Consider the following 14,966-nt stretch of genomic DNA (forward strand, 5'->3'; position numbering starts at 1 on the left):
CAGGGGGATTCTCGGCCGGGGCGGGTAGGGGCTTGGCGTGTTTGATTTTTTTTGCGCTGCGGTATAAACTTTTTTCCACCCGAAGGCGCAGGGAGAAGCACGACGGCCCATGCCCTCTTCCCGTCTCCTTATCTCCGGCTCCTGTGTGGAGACGAGACAACCTCATTTCACCATCCTTCATATGAGGTTTTTCATGACTCCTTCCCTTGCCTGTATCCCCGTATTCAGAAGAAAACAAGGTTCTGAAGAGGCCCACATGCCAGCCCGGACCTTTTTATCCGCCTTCAATACCTCCGTACTGCCCGCCCGGCGCATGGGGATCTGGATTGGTCTTTTTTTTTACGGGGTTTTTGGCCCTCTGGACGCGGCCATCCTCCCGGAAAAAGAGCTTTATGTGATCTGGCTGATCCGTTATCTCATCGTTTTACCCCTGGCTTTTCTCGTTCTTTTTCTGAGTTTCCGGAATCCCTGGGTTCAGCGCCATCTGGAACCCCTTGTCTGCGGCCTCATGGGGCTTTGCGCCCTCAGCATGATTCTCATGGTGACCATGGCTCCGGATCCGTCCGCCCTGTCCCACTTCATGTTCGCCCTCCTTCTTGTCATTTTTGTGGGCTACAGCCTCTTTCGGCTCTGCGTTTTCTGGGCGGGCGTCACAGGGGCCCTGATTCTTGCCTTTTTCATTGCCTCCGCCCCCTGGATGCCTATGGACGCGAAACTTTTCACCGCCTATGCGCTTCAGCTTTTCTGTGCCTATGTGGCCAGTATGATCGGGCCTTTGTGATGGAATCCGCTTCTTACAAAAACTTTCTTTTTCAGCACAACCTTGAGGTGCAGCGCCAGAAAATCCAAAGCCTCAATGAAGACCTTGAACGGCGCGTGGAAGAAAGAACCCGGGCTTGCCATGAAAAGACCCAGGAAGCCCAGAGACTTTTGCAAATGCAGCAGGTGGTGGAAAGAACCCTTCGTATGACGGAAAAACAACACAGGGACCTTCTGGAAATCGTGGAAGACGCCTGTTTTGAGTTGGACCGTTATGGCCGGGTTTCTTTTTTCAATACAGCCCTTTGCCGTATTTCCGGGAGATCTGCGGCAGACATCCGCACCCAGGGCTTTTTTTCCTGGCTGGATGCGGAAGACGCCAACCTTCTGCGCAGGCGCATGGAAGCCATGGGCCGCACCGCAGGTACGGCCATCCTTTCCCTTTCCATGATAAAACCCGACGGTGAGACCCTGCCCATTCGCCTCAGCCTTTCTCCCAAGGAAGACGGTGAGGCCCAGATCCATGGGTTTCGCTGCGTGGCCCGGGATATGGGCCGGGATTCCCATTCTGCATCCGGATCGTCCAGGGTTCAGGCCCCCAGTGGCTTTTCCCCCCAAGAGCATTCCGCCTTTCTGCGGCGCATGGCTCACAGCCTCAGAACGCCCCTGAACGGCCTGGTGGGAGAGCTGCATCTCCTTGGAGAAAAGGGCGGAGAGGAAAGCCAGGCCTTCCACCTGTCGGCCCTTGGGGAGGTGGCAGAGCGCATGCAGGCGGCTCTGGAGGACATGCAGGACTATGTTCAGAAAATGGAAGGACTGGATGTACCCACGAAAAAGAACCTTTTTCCGGAAATACCAGGTCGGCGTCCCCCGGATCCGGATTTTCTTCAGGATGCAAGTCCTTTTTCCTCTCCCTCCCTTCGGGTTCTCCTTGCGGAAGACAATCTCATCAACCAGAAAATCACCCTCAAACTCCTGGAAAGAAAAGGCTATCTTCCTGATCTTGCGGAAAACGGCCTGGAAGTTCTGGAAAAATTAAAAACCCAGCGGTATGATCTCATCCTCATGGATGTACAGATGCCGGAAATGGATGGCATCTCAGCCACGCGCAGAATCCGGGAAGGATTCTGCGGAGAAGCGCTCCGTACCCTTCCCATTGTGGCCTTCACAGCCCATGTCAACGTACAAGACAGGGAAGCCTGCCTGCATGCGGGCATGAATGATGTCATCACCAAGCCCGCCAAGCCCGAGGCTCTTTACGCCATGGTGGAAAAATGGGGCCGACGTCCGGAGAGGTTCTGATCCTGCCTTGCAGTTTTTCTTCTGAAACCGAAAAAAGGGTGTGACGTATGGATATGTTTCAGGAATGGATGGCCGTAGCCCGTGGGGATGCGCCTGCGGATCTGCTTCTGACCGGGGCCAGGGTCGTGAATGTGTATACGGGTGAGATCCTTGAAACCGCCCTTGCCATTCACCAGGGCCGATTTGTGGGATTCGGCGACTACGAAGCAAGGGAAAGGCGGGACCTTGGCGGACGTCACCTTGCGCCTGGCTTCATTGACGCCCATGTCCACCTTGAAAGCAGCATGGCTTCCCCTTCGGAGTTTGTGAGAACCGTCCTGCCCAGGGGCACCACCACCGTGGCTGCAGATCCCCATGAGATCGCCAATGTCCTGGGAAAGGAGGGCATTCAGTATATGCTGGACGCCAGTGAAAACCAGCCCATGGACCTTCTTTTCACCCTGCCCTCCTGTGTGCCCGCCACACACATGGAAACCGCAGGAGCCCGGCTGGAGGCCGGGGATCTCCTTGAATTTTTTGATCATCCCCGGGTTGTGGCCCTGGCGGAAATGATGAATTTTCCCGGTGTTATTTTCGGGGACCCTGGAGTGCATGCCAAACTTCAGGCGGCGCATCAGAAGAAAAAGCCTGTGGATGGTCATGCGCCGGGTCTTTCCGGAAAAGGTCTCAATGCCTATCTGGCTGCGGCCATTTCCTCGGATCATGAATGCACCACACCGGAAGAGGCCCTTGAAAAAATGCGGAGCGGCATGCACATCATGGTGCGTGAAGGTACCTGCGCCCAGAATCTGGATGCCCTCCTTCCCGCGTTGAACGACCAGACCTGTCGGCGTATGATGTGGTGCACGGATGACCGCCATCCCCACGATCTTCTGCACGAAGGGCACATGGATGACATTGTCCGCAGGGCCATTGCCGCAGGGGTGGACCCTGTGATGGCCATACAGATGGCCACCCTCAATCCTGCCGAGTATTTCGGGCTCAAGGACAGGGGGGCCATTGCGCCGGGCAAACGGGCGGATTTTCTGGTCATCGGCGATCTGGAGGGGCTGCACATTGAGGCTGTGTATGTAAAAGGCCAATGCGTTGCGGAAAATGGCAGGCTTGTACCGGGTCTCCCTTTGCCCGAAACACCCATCCCGCCGGAATCCATGCATCTGGAACCCGAACAGCTGGATTTTTCCCTGAAAGCGGAAGGCTTGAAAATCCGTGTCATTGATGTGATGCCAGGCCAGGTGGTGACAGGCTCCCTGGTCATGGACGCCAGAACAGAAGCAGGCAGGGTTGTGGCGGATCCTGACCGGGATCTTGCCAAGCTTGCTGTGGTGGAAAGGTATACGGGAAAGGCCGGATGCGGCATTGGTTTTGTCCGGGGCCTGGGAATCCGCGGGGGCGCACTGGCTTCCACCGTGGGGCATGATTCCCACAATCTCATTGTGGCTGGGGATTCGGATGAGGATATGGAAGTGGCGGCAAAGGCCGTCATTGCCATGAAAGGCGGCATGGTGGTGGTGAAAGGAGGAAAGGTTGCGGCCTCCCTGCGCCTTGCCATTGCAGGGCTCATGTCCACAGCCACCATGGAAGAGATTGAAAGGGCCCTGGCGGGCCTGATCCGGGAAGCCAGGGGGCTGGGCTGCACCCTGGCGGATCCCTTTATGACCCTTGGCTTTCTTTCTCTGCCTGTGATCCCTTCCTTAAAGCTCACGGACCAGGGGCTTGTGGATGTGGACCGCTTTGAGCGGATTTCCGTTTTTGCGGATGCCGAGATCCAAACCAATCCCTGAGATGGGCCGGATTTTTTTAGCCTTTTGTCCCCTTGAGGAGTCCCTTTGACACCTTTTTTCACAGTACCGGATTTTCCCCCTTCTCCTTTGCTTATTGCACACAGGGGATACAGGGCCTTGTTCCCGGAAAACACCTTACCGGCCTTTGAAGCGGCCTGGGAGGCCGGAGCGCGGATGGCGGAGCTGGATATTCTCTGGAGCCGGGACGGCCATCTTATGGTGCACCACGATGCTTCTCTGGATCGCTGCACGAGTGGAAAAGGCCCTTTGCAGGAAAAAAAAGCCGTGGATTTACGTCTTCTGGATGCGGGATCGTGGTTTTCTCCGACCTTTTCCGGAACCCCCATCCCCTTTCTGGACGAGGTGGTGGCCTCCGTGCCCCCAGGGTGCTGGCTGAATGTGGAGGTCAAGCCCGAAGCGGTGATGGGTGGACGATCCATGGGAAAAATGACCGCTGCCCTCACCGCCGCCCTTCGGCCCCTTGAAGGCCGGGTTCTGATCTCAAGCTTTCATCATGGTTTTCTCCGTCACCTTTCCAATCTTGCAGATCCGCCCCTTCTGGGGGTTCTGAGCGGCAGGTGGAAAAACGCCCGGCCCCTGCTTCGGCTGTGCCGTGAGATCAGGGCCTTTTCCTGGCACCCTTTTTATGGAAATCTCAGACCCGATCATGTCCTTCGCATGAAAGCCTTTGGCATACGGGTTTATCCCTATACGGTGAATGCGTCGGAGCATGCAGTACGCCTCCTTTCCATGGGGGTGGACGGTTTTTTTTCCGATGATGTCACCCTTTTTCAGAAAATCGAACCCAAAGGAATCTGAATGTCCGGAACATCCCTCACCCGTCCCATCTGGCCCCACCCGACCCGTGAAGGCGTGGTTCAGGTGATTGATCAGCGCCTTTTGCCCCATACCCTGAAAATTCTTGATCTTCATACGGTGGAAGATGCCATTGAAGCCATCCGAACCCTTACCGTGCGGGGAGCCCCCCTCATTGGTGCTTCTGCGGCCTGGGCCATGTATCTGGCCGCATGCACGGCTCCGGAGGGCGGGATCACGGATGCCTGGATGGAAGATTGTTGCGAACGCATCAAAGCCGCTCGCCCCACAGCCGTGAATCTGGCCTGGGCTGCGGATCTTCTCATGGAAAAAGTGCGCCTTACCCCTGCAAATGAAAACCGCATCCAGGCCATGTATGCGGAAGCTGCGATGATCACGGATGCGGAGGCCAGTCGCTGTCAGGCCATTGGCGAACATGGCCTCTGTCTTATTCGCAGCATTTATGACAAGAGACCCCAAAAGCCCGTTCACATCCTCACCCACTGCAATGCCGGATGGCTGGCCTGCGTGGAGTACGGCACCGCCACAGCGCCCATCTATGCGGCGCACAGGGCGGGAATTCCCGTGCATGTCTGGGTGGATGAGACAAGGCCTCTGAACCAGGGCGCCCGACTGACCGCCTGGGAGCTGGGGCAGGCCGGGGTGCCCCACACCGTGATCGCGGACAACACAGGCGGGCACCTCATGCAAAGGGGGGAGGTGGACATGGTCATTGTGGGAACGGACCGCACCACATACACCGGGGACGTGGCCAACAAGATCGGCACCTACCTGAAGGCCCTTGCCGCGAAGGACAACAACGTTCCCTTTTATGTGGCCCTGCCATCTTCCACCATCGACTGGAAGATGAAAACGGGTGCGGAAATTCCCATTGAAACCAGAAATCCCGATGAGGTGCGTTATGTGCAGGGAAAGGATGGGGATGGGAAGATCCAGAGGGTGCTGGTGCCACCGGAGGACAGTCCGGCCCTGGATTTTGCCTTTGACGTGACACCGGCCCGTCTGGTGACAGGCCTGATTACGGAAAAGGGCGTATGCAGCGCCAGTGAAGAGGGTATTCGTAGTCTTTTTCCGTCTTTATAAGCCGTAAAATGCCGTTTTTTTGATCAAAATGGGAAAGGGCGGAGATGATTCCGCCCTTTCCCATTTATTTATCTTCTTATTTTTCCATGACATAGGTTCCGGGAGCGGGCCCCAGATCCCTGCCCTGCATGGGCGGCCAGGGCAGTTTGGCGGTTTCCGGCTGGCTGCGCTCCCTCAGCCAGGCTACCCAGTCCGGCCACCAGGTTCCCTCGTGCATGTGGGCTGTGGCCAGCCAGTGTTCCGGTCCCTGCCCCAGAATCCCATCGGTGTGATAATGCCCCTTTTCTCCCGGAGGATTGATGATGCCTGCGATATGACCGCTTGAGGCCAGAACAAACTTGATGGGAGAGGTGACAAAGTGGGGAATTCTGTATACGGACTTCCATGGGGCAATATGGTCCTTCATGGTGCCTACGGAGTAAAGGTCCATATCAATGTTTCTTAAGTCAATGCTGCGTCCGTCGGCCATGCGGAATTTGCCTTCGGTGAGCTGATCTTCCAGGTAAAGGCGCTCCAGAATGTCAATGTGCAAGGTCATGGGCATGCGGGTGCCGTCATCGTTCCAGAAAAGGAAATCCAGATTAAAAGGCTCCTTGCCCAGGAAAAACTCATCAATGAGATAATTCCAGTAAAGATCCCTGGGCCTCAGCAGGCTGTAAGTCTGCATCATGTTGGCTTTGGGAAGATACCCTTCCTCTTCCATGAGATCCTTTAAGAAGGTGATCTGGCTTTCATCAATGAAACTTCTGAGATCTCCGGCGTCACTGAAATCCAGCTGGGCGGCGAAGCAGGAGAGTGTCTGGATGGAGGTATCCTCCTGGCCCCGCAGATAGGCGGCTGCGATGGAGCAGAGGATGGCCCCCATGCAGTAACCGGCAAGGTGTACGCCCTCACTGCCGGTGATCTTACGGATTTCAGCAATGGATTCAACGAGGCCGTTTTTCACATAACTGTCAATGCCGTCATGGCGGTAACTGCCATCCACGTTCTTCCAGCTGAGGATAAAGACCGTAAAACCCTGTTCGGTAAGATAACGCACCATGCTGTTGTGAGGGCTTAAATCCAGGATATAAAACTTGTTGATCCAGGCGGGTACCAGGAGAATGGGAGTTCCTTGCACCTTATCCGTCATGGGCGCGTACTGGATCAGTTCAATGAGACGGTTTCGGTACACCACCTTACCCGGTGTGCAGGCCAGGGTTTTTCCCACCTGATGGAAGTCTTCCCGGCTGTGACGCACCACGAGTTCGCCGCCATGGGTACTGAGGGTGTCTATAAGGTTCTGGATACCCTTTGTGATATTCTGACCTCCCTGCTCCAGGGTGGTGCGCACCACTTCGGGGTTGGACAGGGGAAAGTTGAGGGGATTCATCATGGCCGTAATCTGATGTGTCAGGAACTGAACGAGAAGGTTTGAGTGCTCGGACACCCCCCGGATGTCTTTAAAACGTGTTTCCAGATGTTCTTCCAGGCGCAGAAAAAGATCCTTGTAAAGGGAATAGGGCCAGTTTTCCCACTCTGGATCCCGGAACCGACGATCCACCCCGGATTTGGCCATACCGCTTTGTATGGCGAAAAGATCGGAGAAAAACTGGACATTTTCCAGCATCATACGAAAACGGGTGCCAGGACTCCAGGCAAGATGGACCAGGGCGTCAAAATAGGCGCGGCTGAAGGCGGGAATATCAATGGGGCCGGTAAAACGCACCATGGATTTGCGGAAATTCCGGTCGATGATATGGGCGGCCTCCAGCATGGGATCTCCGGCCTCCTCTTCTTTTTGCACCGGCGGATTCAGGGTGGCGGGTTTGGGGTTGCGTATGATGGGTTTTTTCTGGGCTTTCATGCATCCTCCTTGCTGTCATATGCGGGGTGGGACGTCCTGATGGCGGGCGGATCTGCACAGAAGAGCTTCTTTTTGTCCGGGATCTGGGCCTCCGGATGGGGCCATGCGAGGCATCTTTTTTCCACATTGGGAGGGGGATGCCATCGTTTTTCCCGAAGGCTGCATCGGGTCTGATGAAGTGGAAAGCCTTTTACTTTGCCCTTTAAGCTTGTTTTCTCCATACCATGCCTTGGGGCTTTGGGGCAATGTCCGGATTGCCGCCCCTTTTTATCGCGGTCTCTGCCGGGAAACGGGGGTTCCTTTTTAGCAAAAGACTTTTTTCATGGTTTATGGTAGGAGAAATAAAAATACGCTGAAATATACCATGAAACCGGATGAATGCTTCAACAGAATTTTATTGCATGGTCCAAAGCCCCTTTGCCTGCTCCGTTTTTCCGGGAGGTCCCCATGCTTTCTTCCATCCCCCCCCTTGAGGCCGTTTCCCAAACCCTGATGCTTCCCCTTTATTTTCGGGCTCAGGAGTGCCAAGCGGCCAATCCCCTGGTCCATGATCCCATGGCTCTGGATCTTGTGGAGCAGCTTCCCTATAATTTCAGAAGGCTTGAGGGGCATACCCTCATGAAAGTGGCCACGCTTTTGCGTGTGGCCGCAGTGGATCGCATGGTTGGGGATTTTCTGGCCGTTCATCCGGATGCCGTTGTGGTAAATGTGGGGGCAGGACTGGATACCCGGTTTTTCCGGATGGACACAGGCAAGCTGGATTGGTATGAGATGGATCTGCCTGAGGTGATGCAGATCCGGCGCTGTTTTTTCCGGGAAACGGAGCGCTATCACATGATGGATGCCTCCCTGGATGATCCGGAATGGTGCCAGCGTATCCAGCATTCGGGGCGTCCCCTTCTGATCATTGCCGAGGGGGTGCTGATGTACCTTTCCGAGGCCTGTGTGCGGGGGTTCGTTCACAGTATCCGCAAAACCTTTGGGTCTTCCTTTCTCATTTTTGATGCGGTAAGCCCCTATCAGGTGATGATGAGCGCTTTCAACCCCACTCTTTGGGTGACAGGCGCACGTTTCCGCTGGGGTCTTTCTCTCCCCGGAGAGCTGGAAGGCTGGATGCCGGATATCCGGTTGTGTGAAAGCTGTTACTACCTGAGTCAGCCCGAACCCCGGCTGGGCTGGCTGAATGTTTTGTGTTCTTATCCGGCGGTGCGATTCGGATTTTCCGTATTGGCCTATGCCCTGGGAGCTCCCGGGACCGCCTCTTCCCCATCCACGCTTTCCCCATGAGATTTTCAAGTGGAGCTGGCATGCTGACAGACGAAGAAAAAAAAGTGATCGCCGCCATTCAGGGCGATATCCCTCTGGATCCGAGGCCTTACAACCTTCTTGCCAAGGGCCTGGGAATGGAGGAAGAGACCTTTCTCGCCATCCTGCAAAGCCTCAATGAAAGAAAACTGATCCGCCGTTACGGGGCCACCCTCAGGCATCAGAAATCCGGTTTCTCCGCCAATGCCATGGTGGCCTGGAAAGCGCCGGAAGATCGGATTCTTGCCATCGGAGAGACCATGGCGGGTTTTGAGGCGGTTTCCCACTGTTACCGCAGAGATCCCAAACCCGGCTGGCCCTACAACCTTTACACCATGGTGCATGCCAGAACCCAGGAAGCCTGCCGCAGCACCGTGGCGGAGATGGCCAGAGCCGCAGACCTTCAGGACTACACCATGCTTTTCAGTATCCGGGAGCTGAAAAAAACTTCCATGCAGTATTTTAATGAGCGGGACGCCATGGAAGACATGGATGATTGATTTAAGATTTCGAAAGCATCCATAACGGAGGGGGATGCACAATCATGTGGCATCCCCCTCCGTGTTTTCAAAAGCCGGGTTTTTATTTTTTCCGGGAGAGAATCACCGCCCGGTTCACCACATTTTCCACAAAAAAGCCGAAATGGCGCAGCACTTCCTTATCCGGACCCGAAGCGCCAAAGGTTTCAATGGAAATCACGTCTCCCTCATCGCCTGCGTATTTCTGCCAGCCCATGGCGATTCCCGCCTCAATGACCAATCGCTTTTTTAAGGCAGGGGGCAGGATGCGTTTTCTGTAGTCTTCCGTATCCTTTTCAAAAAGCTCCCAGGAGGGCATGCTCACCACCCGAGCCTGAATCCCTTTTTCAAGAAGAATTTTGCGGGCTTCCACGGCAAGATGCACCTCGGAGCCCGAGGCAATGAGCACGATGTCCGGCGTTCCGTCCGCATCCTCCAGGATATAGGCCCCCCGTTCCGGTCTTCCCCTCTTACCATCTGTGTTGAGTACGGGAAGGTTCTGACGGCTCAGAATGAGGGCTGTGGGGCTGGAGTTGCTCTTCATGGCCACCTTCCAGCCCACGGCGGTTTCGTTGGCATCCGCAGGACGGAAGACCGTGAGGTTGGGAATGGCCCGCAAGGAAGCCAGATGCTCCACCGGCTGATGGGTGGGGCCGTCTTCGCCCACGGCAATGGAATCGTGGGTGAACACATAGATAAGGGGCAGGCGCATAAGGCTGGCCACACGGATGGCAGGCCGCATATAGTCCGCAAAGACGAGGAAGGTGGCGCCATAGGGACGGATGCCGTTATGGAGGAACATGCCTGCCATGATGGCACCCATGGCGTGTTCCCGGACACCAAAGCGAATGTTGCGGCCCTCAGGGCTTGATGCCTGGAACTCTCCTTCTCCGTCCAGAAACGTTTTGTTGGAAGGGGCCAGATCGGCGGAGCCGCCCATGAGGGTGGGTACCCTTTTGGCGATGGCGTTCAGCACCTTGCCGGAAGCTACGCGGGTGGCGATCTTCTCTCCGGGCTTAAACCAGGGGATCTCCTTGTCCCAGCCTTCGGTGAGAAAGCCCGTCATGGCGTCCAGCCAGAGGTTGGCCATGTCCTTGTATTCTGAGGCGTAGCGCTGGAACATCTCAAGCCAGGCATCTTCCTTTGCCTGCATTTCTGCCTGCACTGCCGCAAAGTGGGCATAGACCGCGTCCGGCACGAGAAAGTCTGAATCTTCGGGCCAGCCATAGGCCTTTTTGGTGAGCCTCACCTCTTGGGCTCCCAGGGGGGCACCGTGGGCTTCCTCGGAGCCTTCCTTGTTGGGGCTGCCATAGGCGATGCGGGTTTTGAGTACAATGAGGGAGGGTTGGTCTGTCACACGTTTGGCTGTTTCCAGGGCTGTTGTGATGGCCTCCAGGTCATTGCCGTCGGTCACGGTCTGGGTATGCCAGCCGCAGGCTTCCATGCGGGCGGCCACATTTTCCGTAAAGGCAATGGAGGTTGCGCCTTCTATGGAAATATCATTTGCATCATAAAGGCAGATGAGGCGGCCCAGTCTGAGATGCCCCGCGAGGGACATGGCTTCCGCAGCCACCCCTTCCATGAGATCTCCGTCTCCGCACATCACATAGGTGAAGTGATCCACCAGATCAAAACCGGGTCTGTTGAAGCGGGCCGCCAGATGGCGCTCGGCCATGGCCATGCCCACGGCATTGGCAATCCCCTGGCCTAAGGGGCCTGTGGTGGTTTCCACGCCGGGGGTGTGGCCGAATTCCGGATGCCCCGGTGTTTTGGAGCCCAGCTGGCGGAAATTTTTCAGGTCTTCCAGGGAAACCCCGTATCCGGCAAGGTGAAGGAGGCCGTAGAGCAGCATGGATCCATGACCGCCGGACAGTACAAAGCGATCCCGGTCCAGCCATGCGGGATTTTTGGGATTGTGGCGCATCACCCGGGTCCAGAGCGCATAGGCTGCGGGGGCAAGGCCCATGGGAGCGCCGGGATGCCCGGAGTTGGCCTTTTCAATGGCATCCATGGCCAGGGTGCGGAGGGTGGTAACGCAGAGTGCGTCCGTGGACGGGGTGGAACACATGGTCATCTCCTTGGAAAAAAAAGAAAAAGCATCCCTTTTTCAGGGGGAATCCGGGCATTGGTTACACCGGATGCCCCAGGGATGCAAGAATTTTCCTAAAGCTTTTCATAACAGATTCCCAACGAAAATCTGACAGAATCCCCCTGCTGTGCAAAAGCCCATACACATGGATCTGCCATGAATTCATTAGGAAAAATGTGCGGGTATGCGGGCCGCCGTGGGCGCGGGTTTGGGGAAAATCCCTTAAGCATAAAAAAAACCGGCAGGCGGATGTCAGGATCCTCCTTGCCGGTTGATGCCCAAGGGGGTTTGGTTTCTCACAGGGCTCTCAGATATTCGGGTTTCAGTTTGATCTTGCCTGACAGGGCGTCATTGATTCTTTGCAGGGTTTTGTCCCTGTCCCTGGGCAGGTGGGCCCGAATGGGCAGATAGTTCGAGGCATGGTTGGCATGGAAAAGCCCGTCGGAAAGGTGGGTGGTGGCGATCATCATCCCCAGTTCCTGAAGCATCTCTTCTGCACCGATGAGCTGAAAGCGGCCTTCCTGATGGTCCTTGTTGAGAGGGGCCCCCGGTGTGAGCATGAGGCTTAAGGCTCCCACAAACTCCGGATCAATGGCCGAAAGCACACGGCCCGTCTCCTGGGCATGGATCATGGAGCGTTCCCTTCCCGCCACCCCATTGAGTACGGTGATGGAAAGCCTGATCCCTGCAGAGCGGATCTTACGACCCATCTCAATCATGCGGGCGCTGTCCGCACCCTTGCAGATGGCCTCAAGGGTTACGTCATCTCCGCTTTCCAGACCAAAATAGGCGATGGTCAGTCCGAGATCTTTAAGCTGTTTGAGTTCTTCCACACTTTTGGTAGCAATACTTTTCGTGTTGGCGTAGGTGCCCACCCGCTCCAGCCAGGGCAGCTTTTCCCGGATTCTTTCCATGATGGGCACAAGGCGCTTCATGGGCAGAATCAGGGCGTCTCCATCACAGAGAAAAAGACGTTTGATAAAGCGGTATTTTCTGGCCGCATAGTCGATGTCCTTAAAGATCTGTTCATCGGTTTTGATGGAAAAACGCTTGGCCTTGTACATTTCGCAGAAACGGCACTTGTTGTGGGAGCATCCCACGGTCACCTGAAGCAGAATGGAGTCGGCTTCACTGGGTGGCCTGAAAATCATGCCCTGATAATCCATGAATTTCCTTCCCGGATAGATATTTTTAATTGTAAGGGCCAGGGAAAGATGAAAGTTCGGGATTCTTCCCAAAGGCCCCTGTATGTTTACCGCATCAGGATTCTTCCCCAAGCCCCCGAAGGGCAGGAAAGCTTTTAAAACATACAACAGCCAGGCTGTCTTGCAAGTCCTTCCCTTGACAAGGCTGTTTTTCACCCCATTTTTTGTCGGAATTGATCCAAACCTGTGTTCTGTTGTTTTGATTTGAAGATTCCATATGAGGAGAAAGCTGGTCATGAAGCAGGAAACCCGCGCCTTTCAAACGGAAGTGAAGCAGATGCTTCACCTCATCATCCATTCCCTCTACTCCAATCAGGAGATTTTTCTAAGAGAGCTGATCTCCAACGCCTCGGATGCCATTGACAAGCTCAGGTTCAAAGCCCAGACCGATCCCGAACTGCTTGGAAAAGATGCGGATTTTTATATCCGCATCACACCGGACAAGGAAGCCCGCACCCTGGTCATCGAAGATAATGGCATCGGCATGAGCTATGACGAGGCCCTGGAAAACCTCGGCACCATCGCCAAAAGCGGCACCGCAGGTTTTGTGGCGGCCCTGGAAGCCTCCCGCAGGGAAGGTCTTCTCACACCGGAGCTCATCGGTCAGTTCGGGGTGGGCTTTTATTCTTCCTTCATTGTGGCGAAAAAGGTGGTGGTGGAAAGCCGTTCGGTATCCTCAGACAAGGGCGTTCGCTGGGAATCCGAAGGAAGCGGAGATTTTTCCGTGGAGGAAATGGAAAAACCCCAGCGCGGTACCCGCATCACCCTTTTCCTGAAAGACGGCGAGGAGGGGGATCTTAACTTCACGGAAGAATGGACTTTAAAGGATATTGTCAAGCGTCACTCAGACTTCATCGCCTATCCCATTCTCATGGAAGTGGACAAGTATGATCCCATTCCCGAAAACGAGCAGGAAAAGGATGCGGAGGGAAAACCCAAGGAAACCATGCGCAAGGTGCGCAAGGATGAAACCTTAAACTCCATGAAAGCCATCTGGACCCGGAAGAAGGAGGAGGTCACAGAGGAGGAATACACGGAGTTTTACCGCCACATCTCCAAAAACTGGGATACCCCTGCGGAGAAACTGCATCTGCATCTGGAAGGAGCCGTGGAGTACGATGTGCTGCTCTTTATTCCCTCCAAAGCCCCCTTTGATCTCTTCCAGCGGGATCGCAAGCACGGCCTGCACCTTTACTGCAAGCGGGTCTTTGTCATGGACGACTGCAAGGAGCTTCTGCCCGAATACTTAGGCTTCATCCATGGCGTGGTGGATGCGCCGGATCTTGACCTCAACGTGAGCCGGGAAATCCTCCAGCAGAACAGCCTTGTGCGCAACATCCGGAAAAACATTGTTAAGCGGGTCTTTGAGCTTCTTTCCAAAATGGATGAGGAAAAATACCTCGATTTCTGGAAGGAATTCGGCCCCATGCTGAAGGCCGGCATTCCCACGGACTACGAGAATAAAACAAAAATTGCAGAGCTTCTGCGCTATCCCACCACAAAATCCGAGGGCAAGCTCAAAAGCCTGAAGGCCTATGTGGAGGGGATGCCCGAAGGTCAGGAATCCATTTACTACCTTTCCGGTGAAAACCTTACGGCCCTCATGAACAGCCCCCACCTGGAAGCCCTGAAGGCCAAGGATTATGAGGTACTGCTCATGACCGATCCTGTGGATGAGTGGGTGGTGGACAGCCTGAGGGATTTTGAGGGAAAAAATCTCAAAAGTGCTGAAAAAGGGGATCTGGAGCTGGAAAAACCTTCGGAAGAGGTGGCGGAAAGCTTCAAGGGTCTCTTCACCTTCATTCAGAAGGAACTGGATGCGGAAGTGAAGGAAGTGAAGGCTTCGGCCCGGCTGAAGGATTCGGTGGCCTGCCTTTCCGCAGACGCCTTTGCCATGAGTGCTTTCATGGAAAAGGTGATGCAGGCTTCGGGAAAAGACATGCCCAAGCAGAAACGGGTGCTGGAACTGAACACCGGGCATCCGGTCATGGCAAGACTCAAGGAGCGTTTTGCCAAAGACCCGGCAGACCCTGCCATGAAGGACTGGGCCGCCATGCTCCATGATCTGGCCGTGGTCAGCGAAGGGGGCAGGATTGAAAATCCCTCTCGTTTTGCAAAGATGGTGGGGGATCTCATGGCAAAAACCCTGTAGGGTTTGAAGGTGATTGCCTGAAATAAAAATGCCTTATGCCACCCTCTCTTTGAGAGAAGGCCGGGTGAAGGCGCGATTTTAAAGTG

At 55.2% G+C, this 14,966-nt stretch carries 11 protein-coding genes; 8 read left to right on the plus strand and 3 right to left on the minus strand.

From position 1 onward, the window contains the following. Positions 1-256 precede the first annotated feature (256 nt). The 5 genes from RBR60_RS08255 to mtnA are packed head-to-tail and all read left to right on the plus strand — an operon-like array spanning position 257 to position 5,765. Entirely contained in the window at positions 257-781 is a 525-nt protein-coding gene (locus RBR60_RS08255; protein WP_320355612.1) for a hypothetical protein, read from the plus strand. Next, a complete protein-coding gene (locus RBR60_RS08260; protein ID WP_320355614.1) occupies positions 781-2,061 on the plus strand; it encodes a response regulator in 1,281 nt (426 codons plus the stop codon). The genes RBR60_RS08255 and RBR60_RS08260 overlap by 1 nt, the downstream gene beginning before the upstream one ends. Before the next feature lie 47 nt (positions 2,062-2,108). After that, positions 2,109-3,845, plus strand: a complete 1,737-nt coding sequence (gene ade / locus RBR60_RS08265) for an adenine deaminase (RefSeq protein WP_320355616.1) — start codon at positions 2,109-2,111, stop codon at positions 3,843-3,845. A 45-nt stretch (positions 3,846-3,890) separates the two neighbouring features. Further along, a complete protein-coding gene (locus RBR60_RS08270; RefSeq protein ID WP_320355618.1) occupies positions 3,891-4,664 on the plus strand; it encodes a glycerophosphodiester phosphodiesterase in 774 nt (257 codons plus the stop codon). Next, positions 4,665-5,765: an S-methyl-5-thioribose-1-phosphate isomerase gene (gene mtnA / locus RBR60_RS08275; protein ID WP_320355620.1), complete on the plus strand. Its 1,101-nt coding sequence runs from the start codon at positions 4,665-4,667 to the stop codon at positions 5,763-5,765. It begins immediately after the preceding gene. 76 nt (positions 5,766-5,841) lie between these two features. On the opposite strand, the gene RBR60_RS08280 is transcribed toward mtnA, so the two are convergent. Then, positions 5,842-7,611: a PHA/PHB synthase family protein gene (locus RBR60_RS08280; protein ID WP_320355622.1), complete on the minus strand. Its 1,770-nt coding sequence runs from the start codon at positions 7,609-7,611 to the stop codon at positions 5,842-5,844. Positions 7,612-8,058: 447 nt separating this feature from the next. On the opposite strand from RBR60_RS08280, the gene RBR60_RS08285 reads away from it, so the two are divergent. Continuing rightward, positions 8,059-8,898 (plus strand): class I SAM-dependent methyltransferase, encoded by an 840-nt coding sequence (locus tag RBR60_RS08285; RefSeq protein ID WP_320355624.1) that lies wholly within the window; start codon positions 8,059-8,061, stop codon positions 8,896-8,898. A 20-nt stretch (positions 8,899-8,918) separates the two neighbouring features. Then, positions 8,919-9,416, plus strand: coding sequence for an Lrp/AsnC family transcriptional regulator (locus RBR60_RS08290; protein ID WP_320355626.1), 498 nt, complete (start codon positions 8,919-8,921; stop codon positions 9,414-9,416). A gap of 82 nt (positions 9,417-9,498) precedes the next feature. Here RBR60_RS08290 and tkt read toward each other — a convergent pair whose 3' ends face one another. Continuing rightward, positions 9,499-11,508, minus strand: coding sequence for a transketolase (gene tkt, locus RBR60_RS08295; RefSeq protein WP_413815453.1), 2,010 nt, complete (start codon positions 11,506-11,508; stop codon positions 9,499-9,501). A gap of 311 nt (positions 11,509-11,819) precedes the next feature. After that, positions 11,820-12,689, minus strand: a complete 870-nt coding sequence (locus RBR60_RS08300; protein ID WP_320355630.1) for a radical SAM protein — start codon at positions 12,687-12,689, stop codon at positions 11,820-11,822. A gap of 274 nt (positions 12,690-12,963) precedes the next feature. Here RBR60_RS08300 and htpG point away from each other — a divergent pair, with 274 nt between their 5' ends. Continuing rightward, positions 12,964-14,880, plus strand: a complete 1,917-nt coding sequence (htpG, locus tag RBR60_RS08305; RefSeq protein ID WP_320355632.1) for a molecular chaperone HtpG — start codon at positions 12,964-12,966, stop codon at positions 14,878-14,880. Positions 14,881-14,966 lie beyond the last annotated feature (86 nt).

Source organism: Desulfobotulus sp. (assembly GCF_034006065.1).
In the GTDB taxonomy this organism is placed as follows: domain Bacteria; phylum Desulfobacterota; class Desulfobacteria; order Desulfobacterales; family ASO4-4; genus Desulfobotulus.

What these genes read in the sequence shown, in the direction of transcription:
- RBR60_RS08255 (WP_320355612.1), top strand. Translation starts at nt 257, where the DNA reads ATGCCAGCCCGGACCTTTTTATCCGCCTTCAATACCTCCGTACTGCCC.
- RBR60_RS08260 (WP_320355614.1), top strand. Translation starts at nt 781, where the DNA reads ATGGAATCCGCTTCTTACAAAAACTTTCTTTTTCAGCACAACCTTGAG.
- ade (WP_320355616.1), top strand. Translation starts at nt 2,109, where the DNA reads ATGGATATGTTTCAGGAATGGATGGCCGTAGCCCGTGGGGATGCGCCT.
- mtnA (WP_320355620.1), top strand. Translation starts at nt 4,665, where the DNA reads ATGTCCGGAACATCCCTCACCCGTCCCATCTGGCCCCACCCGACCCGT.
- RBR60_RS08280 (WP_320355622.1), bottom strand. Translation starts at nt 7,611, where the DNA reads ATGAAAGCCCAGAAAAAACCCATCATACGCAACCCCAAACCCGCCACC.
- RBR60_RS08285 (WP_320355624.1), top strand. Translation starts at nt 8,059, where the DNA reads ATGCTTTCTTCCATCCCCCCCCTTGAGGCCGTTTCCCAAACCCTGATG.
- RBR60_RS08290 (WP_320355626.1), top strand. Translation starts at nt 8,919, where the DNA reads ATGCTGACAGACGAAGAAAAAAAAGTGATCGCCGCCATTCAGGGCGAT.
- tkt (WP_413815453.1), bottom strand. Translation starts at nt 11,508, where the DNA reads ATGACCATGTGTTCCACCCCGTCCACGGACGCACTCTGCGTTACCACC.
- RBR60_RS08300 (WP_320355630.1), bottom strand. Translation starts at nt 12,689, where the DNA reads ATGGATTATCAGGGCATGATTTTCAGGCCACCCAGTGAAGCCGACTCC.
- htpG (WP_320355632.1), top strand. Translation starts at nt 12,964, where the DNA reads ATGAAGCAGGAAACCCGCGCCTTTCAAACGGAAGTGAAGCAGATGCTT.